At 42.9% G+C, this 25971-nt stretch carries 26 protein-coding genes; 17 read left to right on the top strand and 9 right to left on the bottom strand.

The annotated features are described in order from the left end of the window. The first annotated feature begins 113 nt into the window (after positions 1 to 113). Together FM019_RS04220 and FM019_RS04215 are read left to right on the top strand one after the other, a co-directional pair. On the top strand, positions 114 to 923 hold the full coding sequence (locus FM019_RS04220) for a BPSS1780 family membrane protein (RefSeq protein WP_143834648.1): 810 nt from the start codon (positions 114 to 116) through the stop codon (positions 921 to 923). A gap of 37 nt (positions 924 to 960) precedes the next feature. Further along, a complete protein-coding gene (locus tag FM019_RS04215) occupies positions 961 to 1731 on the top strand; it encodes a BPSS1780 family membrane protein (protein ID WP_143834647.1) in 771 nt (256 codons plus the stop codon). Between the two features lie 14 nt (positions 1732 to 1745). On the opposite strand, the gene FM019_RS04210 is transcribed toward FM019_RS04215, so the two are convergent. The 5 genes from FM019_RS04210 to FM019_RS04190 form a co-directional block, all read right to left on the bottom strand. Then, positions 1746 to 2162 (bottom strand): hypothetical protein, encoded by a 417-nt coding sequence (locus FM019_RS04210; protein WP_143834646.1) that lies wholly within the window; start codon positions 2160 to 2162, stop codon positions 1746 to 1748. Between the two features lie 233 nt (positions 2163 to 2395). Then, entirely contained in the window at positions 2396 to 2791 is a 396-nt protein-coding gene (locus tag FM019_RS04205; protein WP_143834645.1) for a DUF3718 domain-containing protein, read from the bottom strand. Between the two features lie 298 nt (positions 2792 to 3089). Next, positions 3090 to 5948: a M14 family metallopeptidase gene (locus tag FM019_RS04200; RefSeq protein ID WP_143834644.1), complete on the bottom strand. Its 2859-nt coding sequence runs from the start codon at positions 5946 to 5948 to the stop codon at positions 3090 to 3092. Positions 5949 to 6038: 90 nt separating this feature from the next. Continuing rightward, positions 6039 to 6827: a hypothetical protein gene (locus tag FM019_RS04195; RefSeq protein WP_143834643.1), complete on the bottom strand. Its 789-nt coding sequence runs from the start codon at positions 6825 to 6827 to the stop codon at positions 6039 to 6041. Between the two features lie 8 nt (positions 6828 to 6835). Further along, entirely contained in the window at positions 6836 to 7399 is a 564-nt protein-coding gene (locus FM019_RS04190) for a GNAT family N-acetyltransferase (protein WP_143834642.1), read from the bottom strand. Between the two features lie 157 nt (positions 7400 to 7556). Here FM019_RS04190 and FM019_RS04185 point away from each other — a divergent pair, with 157 nt between their 5' ends. Beyond that, on the top strand, positions 7557 to 8435 hold the full coding sequence (locus tag FM019_RS04185) for an AraC family transcriptional regulator (protein ID WP_143834641.1): 879 nt from the start codon (positions 7557 to 7559) through the stop codon (positions 8433 to 8435). 11 nt (positions 8436 to 8446) lie between these two features. Here the strand turns inward: FM019_RS04185 and FM019_RS04180 are convergent, their stop codons facing one another. Continuing rightward, positions 8447 to 10144: an alpha-amylase family glycosyl hydrolase gene (locus FM019_RS04180; protein ID WP_143834640.1), complete on the bottom strand. Its 1698-nt coding sequence runs from the start codon at positions 10142 to 10144 to the stop codon at positions 8447 to 8449. Between the two features lie 140 nt (positions 10145 to 10284). Beyond that, positions 10285 to 10857: a TetR/AcrR family transcriptional regulator gene (locus tag FM019_RS04175; RefSeq protein WP_143834639.1), complete on the bottom strand. Its 573-nt coding sequence runs from the start codon at positions 10855 to 10857 to the stop codon at positions 10285 to 10287. Positions 10858 to 11110: 253 nt separating this feature from the next. Between FM019_RS04175 and FM019_RS04170 the strand changes: the two genes are divergently transcribed. The 6 genes from FM019_RS04170 (at position 11111) to FM019_RS04145 (ending at position 15982) form a co-directional block, all read left to right on the top strand. Continuing rightward, positions 11111 to 11737: a glutathione S-transferase family protein gene (locus tag FM019_RS04170; RefSeq protein WP_143834945.1), complete on the top strand. Its 627-nt coding sequence runs from the start codon at positions 11111 to 11113 to the stop codon at positions 11735 to 11737. A 14-nt stretch (positions 11738 to 11751) separates the two neighbouring features. Continuing rightward, entirely contained in the window at positions 11752 to 12444 is a 693-nt protein-coding gene (locus tag FM019_RS04165; protein WP_143834638.1) for a cupin domain-containing protein, read from the top strand. Continuing rightward, positions 12444 to 13490, top strand: coding sequence for a flavin monoamine oxidase family protein (locus FM019_RS04160; RefSeq protein WP_143834637.1), 1047 nt, complete (start codon positions 12444 to 12446; stop codon positions 13488 to 13490). The genes FM019_RS04165 and FM019_RS04160 overlap by 1 nt, the downstream gene beginning before the upstream one ends. 93 nt (positions 13491 to 13583) lie before the next feature. Then, complete coding sequence (locus FM019_RS04155) at positions 13584 to 14336, top strand: class I SAM-dependent methyltransferase (protein WP_143834636.1); 753 nt, start codon at positions 13584 to 13586, stop codon at positions 14334 to 14336. 135 nt (positions 14337 to 14471) lie between these two features. Continuing rightward, positions 14472 to 14852 (top strand): DUF3224 domain-containing protein, encoded by a 381-nt coding sequence (locus FM019_RS04150; RefSeq protein WP_143834635.1) that lies wholly within the window; start codon positions 14472 to 14474, stop codon positions 14850 to 14852. 128 nt (positions 14853 to 14980) lie between these two features. Beyond that, entirely contained in the window at positions 14981 to 15982 is a 1002-nt protein-coding gene (locus FM019_RS04145; RefSeq protein ID WP_143834634.1) for a bifunctional helix-turn-helix transcriptional regulator/GNAT family N-acetyltransferase, read from the top strand. A gap of 25 nt (positions 15983 to 16007) precedes the next feature. Here FM019_RS04145 and FM019_RS04140 read toward each other — a convergent pair whose 3' ends face one another. Next, positions 16008 to 16763, bottom strand: coding sequence for a phosphatase (locus FM019_RS04140; RefSeq protein WP_143834633.1), 756 nt, complete (start codon positions 16761 to 16763; stop codon positions 16008 to 16010). Between the two features lie 123 nt (positions 16764 to 16886). Here FM019_RS04140 and FM019_RS04135 point away from each other — a divergent pair, with 123 nt between their 5' ends. The 5 genes from FM019_RS04135 (at position 16887) to speA (ending at position 21485) form a co-directional block, all read left to right on the top strand. Next, on the top strand, positions 16887 to 18116 hold the full coding sequence (locus FM019_RS04135) for an ABC transporter substrate-binding protein (RefSeq protein WP_143834632.1): 1230 nt from the start codon (positions 16887 to 16889) through the stop codon (positions 18114 to 18116). A gap of 38 nt (positions 18117 to 18154) precedes the next feature. Continuing rightward, positions 18155 to 18592, top strand: a complete 438-nt coding sequence (locus FM019_RS04130; protein WP_143834631.1) for a nucleoside deaminase — start codon at positions 18155 to 18157, stop codon at positions 18590 to 18592. Between the two features lie 113 nt (positions 18593 to 18705). Further along, on the top strand, positions 18706 to 19176 hold the full coding sequence (locus FM019_RS20785; protein WP_185969180.1) for a hypothetical protein: 471 nt from the start codon (positions 18706 to 18708) through the stop codon (positions 19174 to 19176). 2 nt (positions 19177 to 19178) lie between these two features. Then, positions 19179 to 19397 carry a helix-turn-helix transcriptional regulator gene (locus FM019_RS04120; protein WP_260681521.1) on the top strand — a complete coding sequence of 73 codons (219 nt, stop codon included), beginning with the start codon at positions 19179 to 19181 and terminating at the stop codon, positions 19395 to 19397. Between the two features lie 162 nt (positions 19398 to 19559). Continuing rightward, positions 19560 to 21485, top strand: a complete 1926-nt coding sequence (speA, locus tag FM019_RS04115; RefSeq protein ID WP_143834630.1) for a biosynthetic arginine decarboxylase — start codon at positions 19560 to 19562, stop codon at positions 21483 to 21485. A gap of 375 nt (positions 21486 to 21860) precedes the next feature. On the opposite strand, the gene FM019_RS04110 is transcribed toward speA, so the two are convergent. Continuing rightward, positions 21861 to 23015 (bottom strand): serine hydrolase domain-containing protein, encoded by a 1155-nt coding sequence (locus FM019_RS04110; protein ID WP_143834942.1) that lies wholly within the window; start codon positions 23013 to 23015, stop codon positions 21861 to 21863. A 207-nt stretch (positions 23016 to 23222) separates the two neighbouring features. On the opposite strand from FM019_RS04110, the gene FM019_RS04105 reads away from it, so the two are divergent. The 3 genes from FM019_RS04105 to FM019_RS04095 are packed head-to-tail and all read left to right on the top strand — an operon-like array spanning position 23223 to position 25962. After that, positions 23223 to 24593, top strand: a complete 1371-nt coding sequence (locus FM019_RS04105) for a DNA-3-methyladenine glycosylase 2 family protein (protein WP_143834629.1) — start codon at positions 23223 to 23225, stop codon at positions 24591 to 24593. Continuing rightward, complete coding sequence (locus FM019_RS04100) at positions 24590 to 25081, top strand: methylated-DNA--[protein]-cysteine S-methyltransferase (protein ID WP_143834628.1); 492 nt, start codon at positions 24590 to 24592, stop codon at positions 25079 to 25081. The genes FM019_RS04105 and FM019_RS04100 overlap by 4 nt, the downstream gene beginning before the upstream one ends. After that, positions 25078 to 25962 (top strand): DMT family transporter, encoded by an 885-nt coding sequence (locus FM019_RS04095; RefSeq protein WP_143834627.1) that lies wholly within the window; start codon positions 25078 to 25080, stop codon positions 25960 to 25962. The genes FM019_RS04100 and FM019_RS04095 overlap by 4 nt, the downstream gene beginning before the upstream one ends. Positions 25963 to 25971 lie beyond the last annotated feature (9 nt).

The raw sequence follows: 25971 nt of genomic DNA, 5'->3' as shown, positions 1-25971 counted from the left end.
CATTCAAAATACCATCACGGAAACTGAGTTATTGTAAATTGTTGTTTTTCGACAACATCACAGTTGTGATCGATGCAATTCAAATGATACCGTGAATAAAAAGGAGATCCGTCATGGAAAATCAAAACAGCCCTTATCAGGCCCCAGAGTCCGAACTTTCAGAGCAAGCACCTGCTGCAGATGGTTTTCACTATGTTGGACCGCAAAATCGGCCTACTAGTGCTGGAATGCATTGGATTAGTTCAGGGTTTGCCATTTTTAAACAAGATGCAGGCATGTGGGTTATCACCATGTTTGTCGGACTATTTGTTGCCCTGGCGATAAACTTTGTTCCTGTTTTAGGAACTCTTGTCAGTTCTCTTATTAATTTTGTTTGGGCTGGTGGTCTAATGTTGGGTTGTCAGGCCGCGTATGAAAAAAGAGGGTTTGAACTCAAGCATTTGTTCGCAGGATTTACCCATAATGTCTTGCAACTGATCCTGTTGTCCTTCGTTACCAGCTTAATTGGTATGGTTTTAATGTTCACGGTTGTAGGCTCAACCTACTTGGAAATATTGTCTGGCTCTGAGATGTCTATGGCACCAGAAGAATCGATTGAACTCATGCTGTCAGTGTTGGTGGCATTAGCATTGATGTTACCACTGTTTATGGCTGTATGGTTTGCTCCTGCACTCATTGTCTTGCAAAACATGCCTTTCTATTTGGCGATGAAAGAAAGTTTTCTGGGCTGTTTTAAGAACGTTTTACCTTTCTTGATTTACGGAGTGGTGACATTAGTGCTGTATATTTTGGGGGCAATACCTTTATTCTTAGGGTTACTGATAGTTGTTCCGCTGATTTTTACTTCCATGTATACAGGTTATCGAGATATATTCCTGGCCGAAGTTGAAAAACCTGCCGATCAAGCAGTCTTTCAGGATTAAAATCGTTTAACACAGTAAAGGAAACAGGTTGTAAACTATGGACAATGACACTTCAAATTTGTATCAAACACCGGAAGCAAGGTTAGACGCGAGCATTGATACTAAGGGCAATTATAGCGGGCCCAAACACGTACCTTTTTCGCTTTCCCTACAATGGATTAGCAAAGGATTTGAGTTATTTAAGCGTTCACCTGGCGGCTGGCTATTAACCATGCTTGTCGGTTTTTTAATGTCTATCCTCGCCAACTTCATACCTTTGGTAAATTTAGTCTATGGCTTGTTTATGTATGTCTTTTTAGGTGGCATTTTTATCGGTGCACAAAAAGTGTATGAGGGTGAGAAGTTTGAAGTCAGCTATTTGTTCGCAGGTTTTTCTCGTTATCCTGGTCGTCTCATTCTGCTCGGGTTGATGCCTTTACTTATGGCCATGTTCGTAGGTGTTTTAGCCGCAGTTTTCCTTCCTGCTTACCAAGGGTTTGTTGATCAGGGCGGAGGTTCTGGTGCTGCCGTGTTCGGAATCATTCTTGGAGTAATAATGATGCTGGTCACTATTCCGTTTATGATGGCAGTATGGTTCTCTCCTGTCCTCATCGTACTGCATGAGCTACCGCTTACAACGGCGATGAAAGAAAGTTTCTATGGCTGTGCTAGAAATTTGATTAGCCTAATTGTGTTAATGGTGATCAGTATCATATTGATGATGATTGGTGGCGTTCTGGCTATTGTTGGATTGTTTGTGGTCATGCCCATTTTATTTGGTGCGAATTTTGCCGCCTACCAAGATATTTTTCTCACAAAGGTCGAATAATTTGAGTGGCTGGTTTACAGCCACCACATCAGAAGCACACACACACTAAGCACACAGATGTGCGGCAAACAAACAGTAGGTGACAAGCCGCTCTTAACATATTCGATTATTAAGCCAGCAGCCGAAGGCCTGCTTTGCTGCCAATGAGTATGAAATTGCATCGCTACCACGTCACTTTGCTTCGCCAGCCCTTGTTCAATCACCAGTATTCTTTGTTCTGTGCGCGCCTGAAAGGTTTTCCATATTGCATCGAGCATCCACAGAACTATACACAAACAAAAAATCACAAAATCCAATTTTTGGTGAAACACTAAGGTTGAACAGATCACAACACTGAACACTTTAATTAACAGCGACCACTTTTCGAAACCTGCATATTCTTGTTGCAAGATTTCCCATTCTTTTTGTAACACTAACTCTTTGTCAATCATGCAATGTTCTTAATAGGACTCTAGTTGTAACGTCACAATATATCAGCACGACTAAGTCTGTGCACTAAAATGAATTTTAACAATTTCTGACCATTGAGAACTAATTGCCACGATGATAGAGACCTGCACAGATGATAAAGCGCCAGCGGAAAATACATTACCAACAAAAAAAGCTCCCGAAGGAGCTTTTTAGGAAGCAGCTAGTGACACTGCAAATTTAACTTTTGTATGGACTAGATACGGTTGTTAAGCGCTGCCGCTAGATCAGTATCCATAAGACCATTTTCTGAAACCCAAGCGCGAAGGGTTTTGCCATCTGACTCTGGTGCGTTTAGTGCACTTTTAGGCAATTTCTTCACAAGTAAAGTTCCTGACTCTACCGCATTCGCTTTAAATGCTGTACGGATTAAACTCTCGCCACCACAGCTAACGCCATTGTAGTAGTCTTGAAGTTTCAAACCGTAGTTAGTTTGAACATTCTTCATTTTCTTACGAAGTTCACCTTTGTCATCTGCTTTTACGATTGTGCAGATATTTTGCAAAGCTTCATTAACGTCAGCTTGCGCTTGGCCAGCAAAAACAAGAGTAGAAGCAGCAACTAGGATAGAAGTTTTAACGATTTTCAACATGGTTATTTCCTCAATTTTAAAGTGTTTAAATGTGCGACTCGGTGTCGATGCGGCGCATTAAACGTGAAAAATTGAGTGCTGTGTATTATTTAGTCAATACAAAGGTATGGCTATTGATACCAAAAAACTGAACAAAAAAGCTTCAAATATCGGTCGTGATCTGCATAAGATAGGAAGATTCCACTCAATCCATTGATTTATATGCAAAATTTCTTTGTAAATCGTTTGTTAATGGCTCTTAAACGATAAAGAGGGCAGAAAATGTGCTTTTAAAAAAATCACATTTTCTGCATTGACCTTACAAATCGATGGGTAATCTTGTTCCCATTCCTGGTCCGTAAACAACCGCATTCAGCAATAATCGATTGGTACCACGTGTTGAACCTCGAAAGTTCGGTTGCCCAGCGAATAAAATGACTTGGCCGCTCTTCATACGTTCGCGAGTAAGGTACGCTGAGTTGGCTATTCGTTGCGCTGCTTCTGGCCATAACAAACCACTCATTCTGATTGAAAGCGTCTGCTTCTCAGGCAACGAGTACCATCCCAAAGCTGATTCTGTTTCAGATTCTGACGGAGCGTCCTTGTATACACCGATACGAACGACGGCTTCTGATTTTTCATCGGACATCAACACCGGCAGCTTGCTATACAAAATAGGCAAGGTTTGATTAACGCCAAAACTCAGCCAATGTTTCTGATCGACTCGACCAGCCACCATTGCCCCTGAGGGCATAAACAGCGTTTGCCACTTATCCCGTTTTTTCAGTTCATCTTTTTTAAGACGCTTGGGCGCATCTTTCCACGGGTAGGCCAAATCCATGGGCAGTTGGTTTTGGAGTTGTAACACCGTGGAGTCAACCTCTTGCGTTGCTAACCATTCTCTTTGTAACGCAATATCAAAGTCTTCTGCTTTGTCATAGGTTTGATCTATGGTTTTCACTTGACCAAACCCATCCTTGCCTGCAATCGATGCAGAAGAGGATTGATGTGCGATCAACGTTCCACCTTGTTCAACCCAGGTTTTGAGTGCCTTTTTCTGACCTTCACTTAAACTTGTACTAGTTGGCATGATGAGTACGTTATAGCGGCGTAAATCAGCCCGAGTTAAAGATGACTTGTTAATCTGACTGTGACGAATACCCAAATGATGATCTAAGCTCCACCAAGTCGCACCGACATCGTAACTGCGGGTATCATCATGGCTTACAACAGCAATTTGAGGTTTGCTCAACAATTTAAAATGACGTCCACCCCAGTCGGGCAAGTCACCAGCGCCAAGCCCAGTGCGCAAGGTCACTATGGCTAAATCGAGTTCTTTTGCTGAGCGATTAAGTACTTCTAGCGCTTGACTGTTTTTCATATTGTCTGTCGTTGTAACAACCACTGAACCTCTAGGTAATACCTGATCACCAAACTGCGCCTCTTTATCAATTACACGTGTGATGACGCCTTGTTCCATGATGCGCGCCGCAAAACTCACTGAACGATCATCTTCACCATTTACACCCCATGCTATGCCATCGGCTAGTCCGGCAACAAAAGCTTGTTCTGGTTTGTTGTAAGGCGTTAATGACCTTGACAGGTTTTGCGGAACGGTCAAGGCGTCTAGACCGTACATCATTGTTAGATTCCAGGCAGTAGTGTCGTACATTATTGAACGGCCTTCGCGCAATATGCGTTGGCGTTCTTCCTGCAGGGTCTGTGGTTTTATTTGTGCGTCAAACTCCATAATTGCAGCCAATAGGCGAGCTTCTGGCTGTCGGTTGGGGATCACCAGGCTACCTTTGGGAATGGTCGCCGTTTTTAGAGTTTGTCCAAGATGATCGATAGCGTTTTTGACATTGAGGTCTTTTTCCGCGACAAAGACCTCAATATCCTGTGCCAATAAACGGTCAACTAATGCCTGCGTTCTGCCAAGGTTTTGATTTGCTAAAATTACGAAGCTGCGATCGGCGTATTCACTATCTTTACTGATAACATTTTTTCTATCCTGCCAATAATCTTGATACATCTGTTTGCTATATTTGCTCAAGCTTTGCAAATTCGCCATGGTACTTACGAACTGGTGATGCACAGATTCCTTATAGGTTTGTACCGTTCCCTCCGGTCGTCGCACGCCATCTTCCGCCATCCGTGATTGTTCATAGAGAATGTGCATAGACCCGCGATATTCAGCATAGTTAGAGTAACCGGGATACCAGTTCTCAAACCACTCTCCGGTATAATAGCGCCATTGTTTTTGATCAAAAGCCGCACCTTGATCCTCTGAGAAGGCCACCGCCCATTTTTGCAGGCTGGGGGCAATATTAAAATTAAGCGGTTGTCTGGGAGGCCCCATCAAATAGGTATCCTGAGCACCCATTTCGTGACCATCAATCATCAATTGTGGACGCCACTTGTTGATCAGCGCAACGCGGCCAACTGTTTCAGGTTGTGTGAGATAGAAAAAATCACGGTTTAAATCAAAAAAGTAATGGTTGGTGCGACCTGAAGGCCAATCACCTCGATGCAATAACGATTGATCATCGACATTGGGAGCCGTTCCTCGATATTGCTCCAAGGATTTGGCAAAGCGGTCCCGTCCATCAGGGTTCATTAGTGGATCGATTACTACCACCATATTGTTCAGCATCTCGAGCACCGCAGGGTCTTGTGAAGCCGCTAAATGATAAATGGCGGTAAGTGCCGCATCGGCGCCTGAGGTTTCATTGCCGTGGATGGAATAAGCCATCCAAGCTGTAGCTGGCAATTCATCGATAATTCGTTTGGCAGCTGCGCTATTGGTTTTTCGGGGGTCCGCTAGCTGAGAAATTTTATCTTCTATCTCATCTAACTTCGCCAAATTCTCTGGACTAGAAATATACACTGCGAACAGTGGACGATTTTCATGGCTGCGAGCGTACTCAACCACTTTTATTCTGTCGCTTTGTGATTTCCAAGTATTAATCGATTCGGAAATTTGCGCGGGTGTTGCCATCTGTTTGCCGATAGCAAATCCCAAAATCGAGTCTGGGTGAGTCACGTTTGCATTGTACTCTCCAGACAACATTGAATCTGTGTAGACTAAATCAGGATCATAAGTGGGTTTCATCAACAAGCTGGCCTGCACTGAGCACGACAGTGCAGCGGCAAGTGCCAAGGTCATAAGAAGACGCATAGTGGTTCCCTGTTCGGTTTATTAGTATTAATTGGTGTTAACTAAATTATTGTTATATCAAGATGCAAGGTATTACTACAATCATTTGAATCAAATGGATTGAATTGTCACCAGATACTTTTCTATTTTACTTACCATAACAGAGTTAGGCTGATAGTGGGATGAGATGTGGTTCAGTAAAGCTATGGCACAGTCAATCGAGTTACTTTGTGTGCATTGTTGCAAAAGGTTTGCGTGGTGTGGGTAGTGCGCTTCGAAGCGTCTCTCAGCTGACCAAGGATCTGCGATGCTATTGCCGCTAGGATCTTCCGTTGCTCTGATTAACTCGATAAGCCTGTTCACAGCGTAATGCTGAATAAAGTAAGACGCTGATACTCGCTCACCTCGTAAATAACGCCCCAACCCAACATAGATGTTGGTGAGCAATTCCCCCAATAAAAAGGCGACTTCAGTGTTGGGCTTTGGTGGGCTTTTGGCCGGTGTTGCTAAATTACTCGGTACGTTTGCATTGCACCATATGAGTTTTCCAGGTGCGTAATCTGCATGGTGTAACTCGTTTAACTCAAACACAGCGAATTCACAAAAAACATCATCTGCATAAAGCAGTTTATAACCGTCAGCAGTATTCTTGAAACTATATGCCACTTGAGCAACGTCGGTTAACCAACTTAGATTTTGCAGAAAATCTAGTTTGTAGCCATTTTCGACAACCAGGAAAAAATCTAAATCGGAATAGGCATCCATCCTGGAATCTTCTTGGCCAGCCGAGCCCAAACCAATTAGTGCCAGAGTATGGGGAGTAGTAGCAACAGAATGCCCAATTTGGGCCAGTCTGGTTTTTAACAGGGCGATTTTTTCTCGGCTATTCATCGTATTCAATGTGTGACTCAAAGCTGTAATATCATATCGAGATTTTCCACTTCAGTGTAATAGCTGCCAACATGCTTAAAACCAAACTTTTGATAATAATGAACGGCTAAAGTATTGCGCTTTTGCACGCCGCCCATTAAAACAACCGTATTGTAATGCAAGCGTATTAATTCCTTGCAGATGATTTCGAAAACTTGGCTGCCAAGCCCTTTTCCAATCATGGATTCAGCCATTGATGGCGCATAACTTACGACCTTGCCTTCTGCCAAGGGTAAGCCATATTCTTCATAACGACACAGTTCGTTTTCAGATACATCGACTTGAACAATGAAGTAACCAAAGATTTTAGAGGGTTCTTCCTGGTTGACTATTACCAATCTTACATCAGTATCATTAGCCATTTGATCTGGTAGGCAGAGTTTTTGAGCGTAGTCAGCATCGAGTGGATGGGGCCCAAAATACTGCTTGGTCTGATTAGACATTTGTAAAAAATAGTCAGCCAGTGCAAGACCATCCACATTGGTTAGTCGCCGAATGGAATAGGATGCTAATCCACCGCCTAATGATTGTTGTGTGAACATGCTCAACTTCCATCAAGGTTATCACCCCTAGCCTAGTGAATACGTATTCACTAAGCAATGCTTGTAAGATTCGGATAGATTTAATATTGAATCATTCTGATTGAACCTGATCCGAACGTTTGGCCGTGGTTACAACCAAGAGTAAGTGAACACAAGTATGACAAAGCATGACTCCATCGTAATTTCGACTCAGTGCCGAGAACGTTTTCTTGATCAACACCAGTTACCGATATTTTCTCATTGGTGTATTTTTTTGGCTGGTTTGTCCGAGCTTCACCATCAATACATCATTAGTAAACAAAAGATGGGTTATCATGTGGTATTGGCTACGCTGGAGGGCAGTGGGATACTGTCTTTGCCTGGAAAACCCAAACAGGTCATGCAGCAGGGCGACATGTTATTGCTACCAGCCGATTGTGAATTTCGATATGAGTTAAATGAGAAGAAGTATTGGCAGACAGCGTGGTTGATGCTTGAACCGACTAAAACCTGGCAACATTTTCCTTCTACCGCCACTCTAAACAAAGATACTAAGTGGAATCAATCCTTTGCACGTGTATTGCAGGAGCTAAATATTGAAAGCGTAGAGTCTACCTGTGATAAAGATGAAATGGTGAAGCTACTTTGTGAACAATTGTATTTGTTGGTGGGTCGCCAAATTCATAGTCAGCCTGGTAACAAAAAGGTAGCGACTCAGCGCTTAAAACAGTTGGTTAATGAGATAGAAATGAGCCCATCTAAGCCTTGGTCTCTCGATGACATGTGCCGCTATTCCCACTATTCAAGAGCTCAGCTAACGCGACTATTTAATCAGCATTTTGCTCAGTCTCCGAGTCGAAAAGTCATCCATATTAAAATGCACTATGCAGCCCTAATGCTTCGGACGACTTCGCTACCGATCAAACAAATTGCGCATATGGTGGGCATTGACAATGCCTATAATTTTTCCAGCCGATTTAAACAATCGATGGCGCTCGCTCCTAGTGTCTATCGCCTTAAAAACGCTGACAGGGCACCGTCACGCCACCTTGCTTGATTTATATTTAGCTATCGCTGAGGCGCTAACAGCACAGTGCCATATTCGGATGTGATAGACACTTGCCCATTTTGCACTGTTGTTTGTTGATTCGAGTAGTGATCAAGCAATTTAGTGCCGTCTGGCCACACTTCAGACAATCTAATCGTTTTCTTTCCGGGATCCGCTTCTAGAGCAACAACAACTTTCCTTTGGTCATCTAACACGCGAGCAAAGGTGTAAGGTTGAGCCAAGAGCATTTGATGTCTACCTGAACCCAACGCCTGATGTTGTTGACGGAATTGTCCGAGTTTTTGCCAATGAGACAAAATTTGTTGTGTTTCGGTTGATTCAAGGCTTGCCCAATCCATGGGGAGCCTGAGCTTGGCGTCACTCGTATCGATTTTGTCGATGGGCCGAGATACTTCATCCCCGTAATAAATTTGTGCAGCGCCTGGGCTCAACATCAATTTATTTGCCGTTTTAAAAGGTTGCGCTCTATCTGGATCATAAGGCTCAGGATCATCATGAGAAACCACATAATTAAGAATTCCAGCACCCTTGAGTGGTCCTGCTTGTAATTCCCGGTCATACAAGCTAAATAATTCTTCGTAACTCATATGAGCGTGCTCGACAAACCCCATATTAATCAGACTATCCATGCCGTAATTGTAGAAATCTACCTGTTTATCGCCAAAATCATAGTTGCGGGTGCCTTTTGCGGTATCTTTAAAGCCGTTTACGCCAAAGTGCATAACCTCGCCCACCATAAAAAATGGCATGTCGTGAGTGACCTGTTCTGGGTTGTTGGCTCGCCACAGCTCTAATGAATATTGTGCTTCCTGTTTAAGTACCGACCAAATTTCAGGTTCGACGTGCTTGGCAGTGTCGACACGAAATCCGTCTACTCCATATTCTTTAACCCAGTCAGTTAGCCATTTGACAATATAGTTTTTAGGGGCTCTGGGTAGTTGGGTGCGTTGGAAAAATGCATCCAATTCAGCCAACTCTTGACTCAATCGCCCCTCTTCTTGCCACTTGTCGAGTAAAAATTTTGGTAAGGGTGTGTCTTCATCCGATTCGGTTTTAATGTCTGGTAAATTACTATTGAGCCCGCAACTAACATTACCTGCAAAGCTGTCCCAGGTGCATTCTGGCGTCATGCGTACCCAACCATCAGGCCATTTTGTGTCGGTTTTGGTGACAGGCCCAGTGTGGTTAATGATCACATCCAACAAAACTTTAATGCCTTTCTCTCTGGCTCTTTGGATGAGCAGATTCAACTCTTCCTCTGTCCCAAATGCCTTATCTACTGCCGTCCAATCCTTCGGCCAATATCCGTGATAGGCGTAGGTTGCACCCCAGCCTTCATCTTGGTCATGGATTTGTTCTACTACCGGTGTGAACCAAATTGCATCTACCCCCAGCTTGCTAAAATACCCTTCATCGATTTTGTTGATAACACCCTGTAAATCACCACCGTGCAAACCTCGAAGATAAGCTGATTCCTTATACCGTCCGTAAGCTTTGTCGTTGCTTGGGTTGCCATTATTGAACCTATCTAACAGCATGAAATAAACGGTTGCATCATGCCAAAAAGGGTCTATGCCAGTTGGCTCAGTTTCTAAACTTTGCGCAGTTGATGCTTGGGCGGTGGGGTCTGAATTGTTGGAACAACCAGATAGGGATAAAAATACGATAACAGTAAAATAGAAAAACAATTTGTTCATGGAGGGTATCACGACTGAAAAAAGTAATTAGACCTTATCAGTACACAGATTTTATGGAATCTGAAATATTACCGAAAACCTTTATGATTGACTCATTTCGACTCAATTCTCCAAAGTTGGATCGCCTGATATTGCCTTATCTATTCTACAAACAAGGACAAAAAGTCAGCTTGCGCAAGGGTTGTTATATGCTCAAACGACTCATCGTCTTCCAGGGTTTGCGAAACAATCAGTGCACCTTCTAGTGTCGCCAAAAGACAGCTTGCACGCTTATGAATTTCATCTTCAGAATACGAACACCCATGGGTGACCGCCACATGGGAAAGCCAAACCAAATTACGGATAAAAAAAGCTTGGATCTGAGGTAATACACTTTCCGGAAGTACCGCTTTTTCTGCCCCTAGCATGCCGCACAAACAAAGTTTTCGGTCATTAACCAGTGCGCTTCTGAAAACATCTGTATAGGCAGCAATAATCTGATCTGGGGATTGTGTTGTTTGATCAATGGCATCCAAGGTATTGAAGAATCTGTCTGAATAACGCTTCGCGACGGCGATCGCCAAATCCACTTTTGTTGGAAAATGATAGTGCACGCTTGAGCTTTTAATGCCGACTTTAGCTGCGATCTCACGAAAACTAAAAGCATGATAGCCGTGTCTTCGGATCATATCCTCTGCAATATCAATTATTTGTTCAGCCGTAACCTTGGGCATCTATCACCTTTTTGTGAGCGCATTGACGCGTTAAATATTGCCACATAAAAACCTTGGATGGAATGTCTCATTGGGCGCGCATAGCTAGAATTTGTCTATTGCAAAATCATATTGACAACTATGACTAGTTAGTTTATTTTTTAGGCTACCTATCAGTAGGTAGGTAAATAAATAACGAGGTTGAATTTGATTAACTCCTGCAAGGGTTAATCAACTCAATTCAGATTGATGATTACAGAAAGCGAGAATGAATATGAAGATCTACGATGTGGCTAACTTTCCAAATCCTTTGAGAGTAAGAATTGCATTAGCAGAAAAAAACGCGTTATCGGCAGTACAGTTTGTTCCGGTTGATGTGCTAAATGGCGAACATAGACAAAAAGCGTTTTTAGATAAAAATCCAAATGGCACCGTTCCTGTGCTTGAATTGGATGACGGAACTTACATCGCTGAATGTTCAGCAATTATAGAGTACATTGATATGATGCATTCAGGTCCTGATCTGCTGGGAACATCCGCAAAACAAAAAGCCTTAGTCCATATGTTGCAACGTCGTATGGAATCTAATGTACTTGATGCCGTAGCCAATTACTTTCATCACGCTACTGAAGGCTTGGGTCCAGATTTGGAAACAACACAATTTGCCGATTGGGGGGAATTTCAAAAACAACGAGCGCAGGCTGGAATGAAATATGCCAATGAGTTGTTAGAAGAAAACAAGTTTATCGCTGGAGACGAATTTAGCGTAGCTGACATCACACTTTATGCAGGGCTGGTATTTGCGGATTTTGCTAAAGTTGATATTGACTCTTCACTCAAGGCACTGGCCAAGTGGCGCAGTTTAGTGGCCGCAAGACCAAGTCTTGCCCAAGTTGCATAATGGAATCACTCAAAATGAAAATACATGCTGATTTTTCTCAACGTGTGCTGGTACACAGTGATGAAGAACCCTGGATAGCGTCTCCGATGCAAGGGGTCGATAGACGGCCCCTCGATCGGATAGGTGGAGAAGTCGCTCGTGCGACAAGCATTGTCCGATATGCGCCTGGGAGCCATTTTGCAAGCCACGTGCATAGCGGAGGAGAAGAGTTTCTGGTTCTGGATGGTGTTTTCCAAGATGAGCATGGAGACTATCCTGCTGGAACTTATGTTCGAAACCCTCCCCAATCAAAACACATTCCGCGCTCAGATGAGGGCTGTACGATATTTGTGAAACTGTGGCAATTTGAACCTAACGATACTAAGCAATTTAGTGTGGATACGTTGAGCGCATCATTCAGCCAAGACAAAAACTGTTCTGATATCGAGTCGTTGGTTATGCATGAGGACGACATCGAACAGGTGTCGCTCAAAAAAATGCCACCTGATAGTTCTTTCTCAGTCGATGCAGAAAACGGCGCAGAGATACTCGTTTTGTCCGGAGAATTATTCGAATCGGGGGATGCGTTGCGGCAATTCAGTTGGTTAAGAATTCCTACAGGCAAAAAACTCAATATTGTCGCAAGTTCTCAAGGCGCGATTTTTTGGCTAAAAACTGGCAACCTGCCGCGTATTGAGCAACAGATAGAACGTGTGAAAAACGCTTGATGATCCCACACGTAGAAACACTGATAGTCGGAGCCGGACTCAGTGGTTTGCATTTAGCGATGCAATTACATAGCTCAGGCCATTCTTTTCAATTGGTCGAATCACGGCAAAGAGCAGGTGGGCGAATACTCACCGATGAGCAGTCAGAAGTTGACCTAGGACCAGCGTGGTTTTGGCCAGCGCATACTAATATGTCGAAACTGGTTCAACATTTATCTTTGCAGGTTTTCGCACAATTTACTCAAGGAGATGGAATTTTTCAAACCGCCTCCGGATTACAACGAATACCTCAAAGTCTTACGGAGCCATCCTATAGAGTTGTTGGAGGTATGGGAAAACTTGTGGACAGGATATGTCAGACGATTCCTGTCAAATCACTGCAAATTGGTGCGGCGCTAACACACGTTGAACACCAAGATGATCAGGTTAAAGCGACATTCTATTCAGAAAAACAGGGGAATTTTTGTCTATTATGTAACAAGTTAGTTTTGGCCATTCCCCCCAGGATTGTTGCGAAACACATCAAGTTTAGTCCTGCATTGTCCACTAATATCGTCGAACAATGGCGCTCTGTACCAACGTGGATGGCCGGCCATGCTAAAGCAGTATTATATTTTGATAAAGCCCATTGGCGTACTTCGGGTTTTAGTGGTTTTGCTTTTAGTCAAACCGGGCCTTTGGCTGAAATCCACGATGCCTGTACTGAGAATTGCGCTGCGCTGTTTGGTTTTTTTGGTTTATCCGCTGACCAGCGTAGACAACTATCAAAAGATGAGCTTGATAATCTGATTAGCAAACAAATTGTCTCATTGTTTGGTCATAGGCCAACACAGATTAGAATTCACGACTGGGCGAAGGAAGAATTCACCAGCACAGCGCTGGATCACTCCTCCGCTAGCCTTCATCCACAGTATGGGTCACATAGTACTTCAGTTTGGGATGGACGGGTTTTGTTGTGTTCGTCGGAATGTGCGACACATCATGGTGGTTATCTCGAAGGGGCGTTAGTTTCTTCCAATCAAGCATATCGATTGCTTATTCAATGAATTTCATGTCGTCAATGTTGTCATTCATCCCATCGGCCTTGTGAAAACGAGCTTAGAATCACAAACTTCTCATACATTGATTTAGGAGTCGCTATGAGAAAGTTAAATTACTTGGTGGTTGTTACCCTCTTCTTTACCGGTATTGCATCGGCAAATTCGTACCAGGAGATATTACAGAACTCGGATAGATGGCAGCAAGATCTCAAAGACGATGACAGACGTAAGCCCGCCCAGGTAATGTCGTTTTTTCAAGTTAAACCAGGAATGAAAGTGTTGGATGTGTTTTCTGGTGCGGGTTATTTCACTGAAGTCACGTCATTTATCGTAGGGCCTACAGGCTCAATTGACGCACACAATAATCAGGCTTACGTCGACTATATCGGTAAGGACAAATTGTTAGCACGATATAAAGACAATCGATTAAAAAATGTCAATTTGATCAACCAAGAAGCTAACGATCTGAGTTTGTGCGAGGGTTGTTACGACAGGATCCTTATGGTTCTGACATTTCATGATCTTTATTATGTAGACGTTGCCAATGGTTGGAATAAAATTGGCGCGCCTATGTTTATGCAAAAAATAAAACGCTCACTCAAGCCCGGTGGCAAATTAGGGATCATTGACCACAACGCTGAAACCGGTGCTAACATAAACGTCGCGCAATCTTTACATCGAATTGACCCAGACCTTATCAAACAAAAAATGCAAAAATGGGGATTTGAACTCGAAGCAGAAGCAGATTTCCATAGCAATTCAGAAGATAACCGTTCATTACCCATGTGGGATGATTCGGTTCGCGGGAAAACCGACAAATCTGTTTTGCGCTTTGTAATAGCTAAACAATAAATGTAGCCAATCGTTAAACTGAGCATTCTGAGTTGCTAAGAAATTCATTGTTCAGTTGGCAAGGTGTCGGCTTACTCACTTATGTTCTACTCTTTATATAGAGCGTCAGCGGATCTACCTGAAGGAGTGCCTAAGATGACTACATTGACCGGAAAATTCGAAGTGAGCATGCAACCACAAAAGGATGAATCCTTTGATGTGAGAAGAATGACGCTAGATAAAACTTACTTCGGTGATTTAAAGGGGCATGCCAAGGGTCAGATGTTGAGCCATGTGACCCAAGTAAACGGCTCGGCGGGCTATGTTGCAATCGAAATTTTCGATGGAGAAGTGAACGGCAAAAAAGGCAGTTTTGTCTTGCAACATTCTGGACAAATGGACAAACGGGCACAGTCTCTTGATATTTCCATCATTCCTGACTCGGGTTCGGGCGAATTAGTCGGGATCTCGGGCAATATGAGTATTGAGATAAAAGAAGGCCAACACTTTTATCACTTTGAATATGCTTTGCCCTAAGACTAAATGGCGCAGTAATCGTCCCTCCTTCTTAAAGCACAGATAAACACGCCACCATTTAAAAAAACAAAAATTTTTCTTGAAATTTTACATAAGCGCTTATATAAATATTTATGTAAGGAGGCTTTATGCACGAAGATTTTTTAGATGAGTTGGGTGAGCTTGCGTTGGGAAGCCGCTTAAAAAGGGTGAGTGAAAAAATGTTGGCAGACGCTGCAAAAGTCTATGAACATTTTGGAATGGCGATTCAACCAAAGTGGTTTACATTGCTCGCTTTGTTAGACAAAAAACATACTGTTAGCGTGGTCGAGGCCTCTGAATATCTGGGGTTGTCACAACCTGCACTGAGTCAATTCTGCCGCCAGTTGTCAGCCAAAGAACTCATCAATGTGGCAGCGGATAAATCAGATTCTCGCAAAAAAGTGATTCAGTTGTCAGCCAAAGGTAGAGTGCAGGTGCAAGTCATGAAACCTATTTGGTCGGCGGTTAATCTCGCTGCAATTGAATTGTCTGAACAGAGTAATAATCAATTTTATCAGGCCTTACTGTTATTCGAAGCGTCACTGGCTGAAAAGTCGCTGCTACAGCGCTCGCAACATCATTTTAAACAACTTGCCAACACTCAACTCAGTGAAGAGCAGATTAACATTATTGAGTTCAAGCCAACGCTGGCGAGCTATTTTGATGTGATCAACAGCCAATGGATTGAAGAAATGTTTGTTTTGGAAGAGGTAGACAAACGCGTGTTGAGATACCCCCAAAAAAATATTATCGAAAAAGGCGGAAAAATCTGGTTTGCGGAACATCCTTCCCTTGGCATTGTGGGAACTTGCGCTTTGTTAAACAAAGGCAATGGCGCATACGAATTGACAAAAATGGGCGTGCTAAAAACAGCACGAGGGCTCAAGGTCGGCGAAATACTTTTGCAACATGTCATTGAGCAAGCGCAATCATTGCCTCTTAACTGCCTGTTTTTATTAACTAATGCAAAATGTGAGGCAGCGATTCATCTCTATGAGAAAAATGGCTTTGTACACGACAAAGAGATCATGGATTCCTTTGGTAGGAGCTATCAACGCTGTGACGTAGCAATGCGCTGGACTCAAGAGGATTTTGCGACAAACCTCTAAAGGTCAATGACTTTTACAGGTGATTTCAATTTAATTGCTGGCTCCACGCTGCCAATTCTTCTGCGACAGGTTTATTGTGCTCAGACAAAAATGCTAAAAACGTAGCGGCATCGCGATTAACAACTCTCGAAATGGGAAAATTGAGCGTTTGCGCGTGCTTAATACTTTGGGTGTAATCCCCTAAGTGATAAGCAATGTGCGCATCACTTGAAAACACCACTTTCCAGTCCAGTCTATCGACTAACTCGAGTATCCTGATGCAATTAGGTTCGCTGCCAAGTCGCGAATGAATGAACGAGCTGTTGTTAATCTCTAACAATACATTATTGTCTTTTGCCGCTCGTATGACTTCTTCGACATCAATGGGATAATTCGGGTTGCCAGGATGCCCAATTATCTGACAGCCGCCCGATTTTATCGCGTGGATCATTGCAGACGTGTTTGTACTCATATCGCCAGGAGAAAACACAGGTTCATGAAAACTTGCTATTATAAAATCCAGATAAGGCTTCATGCCATCTGGCACATCAAGGTCACCGTCGGGCGGCATAATGTTGGCCTCAATGCCTCTTAAACAAGCAACATTATCGACTATTCGAGGGATAACATTTCGATTTCCAAAATGCCAGGGATGCGGGGAGTCTGGCATTTGAGGGCCATGATCAGTCAAAGAGAACATTTGCATTCCTTTGTCTTTTGCTTGTACGAAGTAGTCATGAACCGTGCTGTAAGCATGTGCACTGGCAATGGTGTGGGAATGAGTATCAACAAGTATTTTCATTCAATGAAACAACCTTTAATAAGGTGAAAAAGGGAATATTTTTAAATCCTAGAATATCATGGTTTGAAATACCAACTTACATGATCTATGTTGCAGTTTGTAACATAGGAATCCCGCTCTAGTATGAATAAACTTTTATGCGTCATTTGCCTGATTATTTCGCTGTTGTCTCAGGTAAGTGCCAAAGAACTCACCTTTGGTGTCTCTATTTCAAACAGTGCGCAACGAGAAGCATTTTATACACTGGCACGTCAATTTGAAGAAGCTAATCCTGAAGTTACCATTCGATTTAAAGCATTGACCAGTGAAGTTTATAAACAGGCGTTTCCAAACTATTTGCAAATCGATAAACATTTTGACGTTTTGTACTGGCATTCTGGGCAGCGTCTTTTTGAATATGCTGAGGATGGGTTGATTTTACCTATCACTCAACTTTGGAAAGATAATCAACTCGATCTGGCTTTTGATCATAGCGTCTCAAAATCTCTAATTTACAATGGAGACGTATACGGCGTTCCAATATCCTACTACCAAATAGGTTTTTATTATTCCAAACCACTTTTTAAGCAACTGAATTTACACGAACCACAATCCTGGGACGAACTGCTTTCCATGTGTCAGGTTTTAAAAGAAGCAGGAGTACCGCCAATTTTTATAGGCACAAAGAGTAACTGGCCGGCGACAGCATGGTTCGATTATTTAAATTTGCGTTTAAATGGGTTGGCATTTCATAAAGATCTTACAGCAGGAAAAGTATCTTTTCTTGATGAACGGATAAAAAAGGTTTTTGAGACTTGGTTGCAACCAATGAAAATGGGGTGTTTTATCGAAGAGCATCAATATTTAAGTTGGGAAGAGGGCTTACCTTATTTATATCGCGACCTTGTTGGTATGTCGATGTTAGGGAACTATGTCATTCAAAATATTCCTGATAGTGTCGTTGAAAATATTGGCTTTTTCCCATTCCCTCTTGTACAGACAGATCAACCCTCTTTTGAGGAAGCTCCTATTGATGTTTTGCTGATCCCAAAAAATGCCAATGATCCTGACTTAGCCCAACGCTTTTTGGCCTTTGCCAGCCAGCCAAATATTCAAAAAGAACTTAATGCGACTTTAGGAGTGCTGTCACCACATTCAGCTGCACAAGGTGAGACGTCTTCGTTAGTCAAAGAAGCGTACGAAGTCTTATCGAATGCTTCGGGTGTTTCTCACTATTTTGATAGAGATGCCACCAAAGCCTTTGCTGACCAAGCTATGCCGGTGATAGATGCCTTCATGGTTAATCAAGATATTGAAAAAACCTTGGCAAAACTGGAAGAGATCCGCTTAGCTAACTTTGACTCCACTAATTAAATGGCATAACACCTAACTGTGAAAAAATAAGGGATCCGATGGACAAATTCATGCAAGCTGCAATTGACGAAGCGCAAAAAGGGTTGGATGAAGGAGGCATACCCATAGGGAGTGTTATCGTTTATCAAAACAAAATCATTGGCCGGGGACACAACCGCCGAGTGCAATCTGGCAGTCCGATTTTGCATGGCGAAATGGATGCATTTGAAAACGCCGGTCGTCAAAGCGCACAGGTTTATCGGCAGTGCACCTTGTATACCACATTATCTCCATGTTCCATGTGCTCAGGCGCTATTTTACTTTATGAAATTCCAAAGATTGTTATTGGAGAGAATCAAACGTTCATGGGTGAAGAGAAGGTATTGCGATCCAAGGGCGTAGAACTCAGCGTGCTGCAAGATAAAAGCTGCATACAGATGATGCAAAATTTCATCGCTAAGAGCCCTGAACTCTGGAATGAGGATATTGGTGTGTGAGGAATGGCAAAACGAACTAATTGTGAATATTAACAATCACAATGTTAAAAATGTTTGACATGGAGTTGTTTATGGCTTACATTTTCTGCATGCTTTAGTCTGGAGGAAATGTTATGGATATGTCATTTAAAGAGAAAAGTGCTTGGATTTCACTATTCAGCACTGTATTGATATTCGGTTATTACTTTTACAGCGTTTTTCAGCTTTCTGACTTACCTGTAGAGCAAGCCAAAGAGGTGGCAAAAGGCTTATTAATTCGTGCAATAGTGCTTAGTGTAATCGTGGAGATAATCTTTCATGGAATGTTAGCAGCCACTAATCATAAAGCAGCTGAAATGGGAGCCGATGAGCGAGACAAGCTGTTTGAGTATCGTGGCAACAACTTTGGCTATTCGATACTAGTGATTGGTGTCCTTTTTACTTTGGGCCGAATTATTACCTTGGAATATAATCCGCAGTGGAACGAACATTCGAGCAGTTTACAGATCCCCTTATTGACTGCACATATATTGATGTTTTCGTTCATCTTGTCTGAAGTCGCACGCTTCGCAGGACAAATTTATTACTATCGCAGAGGCTACTAACGGTGTCTTTACCTTTTATAAACAAAGTCCGAGAAAAAAGATTCTTTGCCAATGAAATGACCCAACAAGCACTCGCTGATAAGGTGGGAGTTACCCGGCAAACTATCATGGCGATTGAAAAAGGAAAGTACTCCCCCTCGTTAGAGGTGGCTTTTAGAATAGCGGTGGCTTTCAACACGCATTTGGAAGACGTATTTATTTATGTCGGTGACGCAGAATAACCGTGATTCATAGATAAAAAAAACTACGCTTTTTAGTGATTTGCAAATTATAATAACCTGAGTTCTTAAGAACAGACTGAAAAGCAAAAGCTAAAAGAATCGATACAATTATCAAGGCAACTCTTTCGGGGTTGCCTTGTTTTTTCTCATTGGAGTGAAGTAATGGGTAAAAGTGACAACTGGACAATAAGTGACGCTGAAAATTTGTATGGCGTTAAACGTTGGAGCGGAGGTTATTTCGAAATAGGTGCCAACGGAAATATGCATGTCACACCCGATGCGAACAATGCAGAAATGCGTATCGATTTTAAAGAAGTGATTAATGAAATCAAAGCCGAGGGCATACAGTTCCCCGTGGTTTTGCGTTTCCATGATATTTTACGTTCGCAAGTCGCCTTGTTAAATGAGACATTTATAAAAACAATCGAAGAGGCTGATTATCAAGGTCTATATCGGGGGGTTTATCCGGTTAAAGTCAACCAGATGCGCGAAGTGGTTGAGGAAATCGTCGATGCCGGTCAGAAGTATAATTATGGTCTTGAAGCGGGCTCAAAAGCCGAGTTGCTAACAGTTATGGCTTACAACATCAATCCCGAAGCGCTGACTATTTTGAATGGCTACAAAGATGAAGAATTTGTACGATTGTCGCTGCTAGCTCGAAAGCTAGGTCGTAAAGTCATTGTTGTTATCGAAAAATTTTCCGAACTGCTTATGTTAGTCAAAATAGCTAAGGAATTAGATATTGAGCCTATTATCGGTTTACGCTCCAAAATGACCGTAAAAGGCCGAGGTAAATGGGAAGGTTCGGGAGGCGACCGGGCAAAATTTGGCTTAACGATCACTGAAATCATTAACGCTGCACGCTACCTTGAAACCGAGGGTATGGGTCATTGCTTCAAGTTGTTACATTTTCATATTGGCAGCCAACTGACCGATATCCGTGCGGTAAAAGAAGCTATCAGTGAAGGAGCAATGATTTACTCTGAATTGCATCACTTAGGATTCCCGTTGGAATATGTCGATGTTGGCGGCGGTTTGGGGGTCGATTACGACGGCTCTAAATCAACCAACGATTCATCAATGAATTACAGTATTCAAGAATACGTTGCTGATGTGGTATTTGGCATGAAAGAAGTGTGTGATTTGGAAAAAGTTCCACACCCTACTTTAATCAGTGAAAGCGGTAGAGCGATCACTGCACATCATAGTTGCGTAGTAGCAGAAATTGTTGGCGAGATTCGTGCAGACAGCTCAAAAATGGAAACCACTGCAGTTGAAGGTGAACATATATTAGTTTCCAATATGCGATACGTCTCATTAAGTGTGGAGAAACAAGACAACCTCCAGGAAATTTTTAATGACGCCACTGATTACAAAGAGCAGGCCATGTCTGCGTTCAAGCTGCGCGTAATTGGCCTCGAGGAGCTCGCAAAAATTGAAACGCTTTATTGGCAAATTATGGAACAACTCCAACTGCGATTGAGAAGCGCCGAGTTTATACCAGAGGATATGCAAGAACTTGAGTTCGATTTATCCTCACAATACTTGTGTAATTTTTCTGTATTTCAGTCTGCTGCCGATACCTGGGCGATTGACCAGGTTCTTCCCATTCTGCCATTAACTCGAATGAATGAACGTCCTAATGTCAATTGCTCTTTGGTGGATATTACCTGCGATAGTGATGGGAAAATTGATCAGTTTGTACTTGAAAAAGGAATCTCTGACGTCTTACCGATGCACAACCTCAAAGCGGGTGAGGACTACCATCTAGGAATGTTTTTGACCGGCGCTTACCAGGATGTGATGGGAGATATGCACAATTTATTTGGTAGGCTAAATGAAGTACATATTTATAGTCACGACGATGATCCATTAGATTTCTATATTGAAGAGGTAGTTACGGGTTCGTCTGTTGATGATGTGCTGAGTATTATGCAATATCACCCAAATTCAATGGCTAAAGAAGTGAAAAAGTCTATAGATGCCAAAATTGCTCAGGGGGAAATGCGCCCAAGGGAAGGGGTAAAGTGGACAGATTTTTATGAAGATTGTCTCAAAGGCTACACCTATTTAAAAACCAATAAGTAAGTCAGTGTAGCGAAGACAAAAGGTTGGTGTAGATGCTGACAATCGGCAACACCGACTACTGTATGTTTTAAGGGATTAAGTGTTCGTGTCGTCGGCATGGCTATTTTGCCAAATCAAAAGCCCTACAACGCAGAAAATAAGTCTCAGCAACAACGCCTTGGCCTTTTGATGCAACACTGGGTGCCTTCTCCTCGCACTATCTTTTGTTTTTTAACTAAAAAGAACAACATTGTGTTAATTAGGAACCTCAACACAATATAAACGAGGATAGCGGTAACTTCGATTATTAGAAAATTAATTTTCATATTGCCTGTCTTGCTTAGACATGCGGCGAATTACCCGTCAGTATTGTTTGGTGGTAAGTGAGAAGACTATTTACTTACCGACTTGCTTGGCGATTTGTGCGGATTGTGTGGCGTTATGGTGTTTGAAAAAGGCTTCCCAAAACTTCGCAGTAAAACTGTTAATCAAGTTGGATTCAGCGTTCATGAGCATCGCAAAACCTACATTTTGATCTGGCGCGAATGCCACATCTGCGCGATATCCTTGCACCCAACCTCCATGGTAATTCAGTTTGTTGCCTTTAAAATCATAAATACGCCAACCCATACCATAATGCGCATCCTTTAAAAACTTGCGCCAGTCACGACGTCGTAATTCTCGCTTTGTCTTGATCTGTGGCGAAGTGACGGTTTCAATTACGCTCGAGGGCACGACTTGCGGGTATTCGCCCAACATTGCACGGATCCATATGGTCATGTCCTCAATGCTAGCATTGACGCCTGCAGCGGGTCCGTAGCGATAATACTCTTCCTGCACGGAGGTCTTACGCCACTTTTTACGGGTAATGGCAATATGCGGTTTTGCCCAACTCTTTGATTGTTCTAAAGAAGCCCTGCCTGTGCTGGCATGTGGCATTTTTAAGGGTTGGATAATTTGTTTTGCTAATACATCAGAGTAACTGCTTTTTTGATTAACGAAATAGTCTTCTAACACGCCGAAAAGTGCATTTTGGTAGGTGTAACATTTGCCAGGTTCGCACAGTGGTTCGAGTTTGGCCAATTGCCCTAATACCCTCTTAAGGGAGTAATCTGCTTCTATTAGATTGTCATATGCATTGGGTATAAAGCCACTGGATTGGCTCATCAGATGGCCTAAGGTAATTGGATTGGGCTCCAGACGATTAAATCCATACTCGGGAACAATTTCCAATAAGGGGGTTTTCCAATCCAACAAAGATTGTTCAACCATTTTGGCCATAAGTACGCCGGCAAAGGTTTTTGATACAGACGCGAGTCGGAACACCGTGTTGCGATCGATTTTTTGACCTTTGCGTTCTGTTTTGCCATAGGTCACTAACTTGGCTGGTTGGCCTTTACGGACTAATACAAATGCATAACCGGGGATGTTGTGGTTTTGCGCTTGCGCCTGTGTTTGCGCGGCAAAGTCATATAACCATGCATCTTGTTCGACAGCTAAAGTGGAACGAGAAATAAAAGTGAGGGCCAGAAGCCAGAAGGTAGTGCGCATATTCATAAGGTGCAAAATAGTAAACAACTGAAGCAAGGATTGCCACTTTTGTTGTATCTCGGTTAAAAAACAACTCGTTAATATTGTAAAAGTGAATATAAGTTGGCGTTTTGATCTCAATTTACAGTGACTATACACTTCCGTTTTCAGCGCGTTTTTTTCTTTGAATCGACGTAGAATAGATATTCCAATGAAGAGGAAAGCGCAGTGAACAATGAAATTTATCAAAAGGCCAGGCAAGCCCGAGATGCTAGATTTGATGGGCAATTCTTTGTCGCCGTAAAAAGTACCGGTATTTTTTGTCGGCCAATTTGTCCTGCTCCCTCTCCTAAAGAAGAAAATGTTGAATACTACGAGCTGGCGCCTTTGGCAATGCAGGCGGGGTATCGTCCTTGTTTGCGCTGTCGGCCCGACAGCGCACCTGGTTCTTTTGCATGGAAAGGAGTCGATACAACCGTTGAGCGGGCAGTGAAACTGCTCAAGACTTTCCCGGAGCTGACGGTCACCCAAATATGTGAAAAACTCGGGATTACCGATCGTTATTTACGAGATTTGTTTACCCGTAAAATTGGTATCGCACCGAAAAAGTTTCGTCTTTATGATCAACTTCTGTTCGCAAAAAACCTGCTTCATCAAAGCCAGTTAAATATCGAACAGGTGGCTCAGGCAAGTGGTTTTGCTAGCGCAAGACGGCTACAAGAACATTTAAAAGCCAATCTAAACCTTACGCCTTCGCAAATCCGAAAACGAGCAGCCGCTAACAATAAAGGGGTATCGACCACTAAGGGGACTCTACAATTGCAATTAGCGTATAGAGCACCTTACAACTGGCCTCACTTACGCGACTTTTTGCGAGTCAGGGCCATTGAAAATGTGGAAGTTGTCAGCGACAACGCATACGGCAAATGTTTCACCTTTGGAGACGCAAAAGGCCGTTTTTTTGCCACGCATAACCCAAACAAAACGTGTTTTAATATCGAATTGGAAATCGACAACCTGCAATCGATACAAGGCGTTATCTATCATATACGGCGCGTGTTGGATTTAGATACTGAGCCTGAGCAAATCCACCAGTGTTTACGTCAAGCGGGCTTTACCCAAGGGGCAATACAAACGGGGATCCGAATTCCCGGTGTTTGGAGTGCATTTGAAGCAGGGTGTCGAGCAATATTGGGGCAACAGATATCTGTCAAAGCAGCGGTCAATCTAGTTTCCTTGTTGGCCAACGAACTGGGTGAGCGGGTACAAGATATGTTGTTTTTCCCCACCCCAGAACTCATTGCAAATAGCGAATTGGCGTTTCTGAAAATGCCACAAAAGCGTATACAAAGTTTACGAGACTTTGCACAATTTCATCTTCAGTACCCAACAGAAACCGAATTATCTAAATGGTTAAGTATCAAAGGGATCGGTCCCTGGACTGTGGCTTATGCAAAGATGCGTGGCCAATCCGACCCAGATATTTGGCTCAATTCCGACTTAGTGATCAAAAATCAATTAAAAACCATGGACGTCGATCCGGCTCGAGCCGCTCCATGGCGTAGCTACCTCACTTTCCAGCTTTGGAGCATGGCATGACAACACAGACTGAATATTTTTATGGCTATTTTGAATCAGTGATTGGGTTAGTGGAAGTTTGTGCTAACTCAACTGGCATCAAGTCTATTTACTTTGTTGACGAGAAAAAATCCAACACGACGGACAGCGAATTGACGCAAAAAACCGTCGAACAACTTGCGCAGTATTTTGCCGGTGAAAGAATTGAATTCGACTTGCCTTTAGAAGCAAGCGGCACTGCGTTTCAAAAAGAGGTTTGGCAAGCGTTGACACAAATCCCCCATGGTCAAACATGCAGTTATGGTGACATCGCCAACAAATTGGGGAATCCTAAAGCCGTTAGGGCAGTGGGTGCGGCTAATGGGAAAAATCCGATTTCAATTGTTGTTCCGTGCCATCGGGTAATTGGTGCGAATGGCACATTGACCGGATATGCTGGTGGTCTGAAACGTAAATCATTTCTACTAGCGCTAGAAAGCCCTTCTTGGCAAGGTGAATTACTGCAATGAGACTGCAAGATTCGTTTGAACTGATATTGCTTGCCAGTGTTTGGGGCGCCTCGTTTTTATTTATGCGCTCAGCGACGCCAGAATTTGGCGCCATTGCATTGGTAGTTGTGCGCACTGGTATTGCTGCACTTTGCCTGCTGCCGTTACTTCTGATCAGCAAAAAATGGGGTGTCATTAAACAGTATTGGCGGCCTATTTTATTTGTCGGTATTGTCAATACTGCCATCCCCTTTTGTTTATTTAGTCATGCTACGGTTTCTCTTGGCGCAGGTTTGGCGTCGATATTGAACGCTACGGCCCCGATGTTTGGGGCTATTGTGGCTTTTTTGTGGCTGAAAGATCGCTTATCTAAATTGGCCGTTTTTGGGCTAATGCTCGGATTCAGCGGGGTAGTAGTCATCAGTTCGGCGCGCACTGGTGTTGATTTATCCACATCGACAATGCCAATTCTTCTGGCTCTGGCGTCTACCTGCGCATATGGGATTGCGGCATGCTACACCAAACAATTCTTGTCTGGGGTGAATACCTTGGCCATCGCAACGGGCAGTCAAATCTTTGCCACCTTAGTCCTTGCGCCTTTGGCTTTGTGGTTTTGGCCAGAGGTGAATCCCTCAAATGATGCGTGGCTGCAGGTTATTGTTTTGGGCGTTTTTTGCACAGGCTTAGCTTATATTTTGTATTTTCGGCTAATCGAGAATATCGGTGCTCCACGGGCAATTACTGTGGCGTATTTGGTCCCAGTCTTTGGTGTAATGTGGGGAATGATTTTCCTAAACGAAACCCTCTCGGCATTAATGGTCGCAGGTGCAGGGTTAATCTTATTCGGTGTCGGGCTAACAACAGGAATGCTTAAATTTCGACTGCGGCGAAAAACCGTTTAGATTTGAAAT

This window comes from Aliiglaciecola sp. M165, from assembly GCF_007197995.1.
Classification (GTDB): Bacteria; Pseudomonadota; Gammaproteobacteria; order Enterobacterales; family Alteromonadaceae; genus Aliiglaciecola.
Note: the sequence above shows the minus strand (reverse complement) of the source record. Positions and strands in the feature narration are given on the sequence as shown.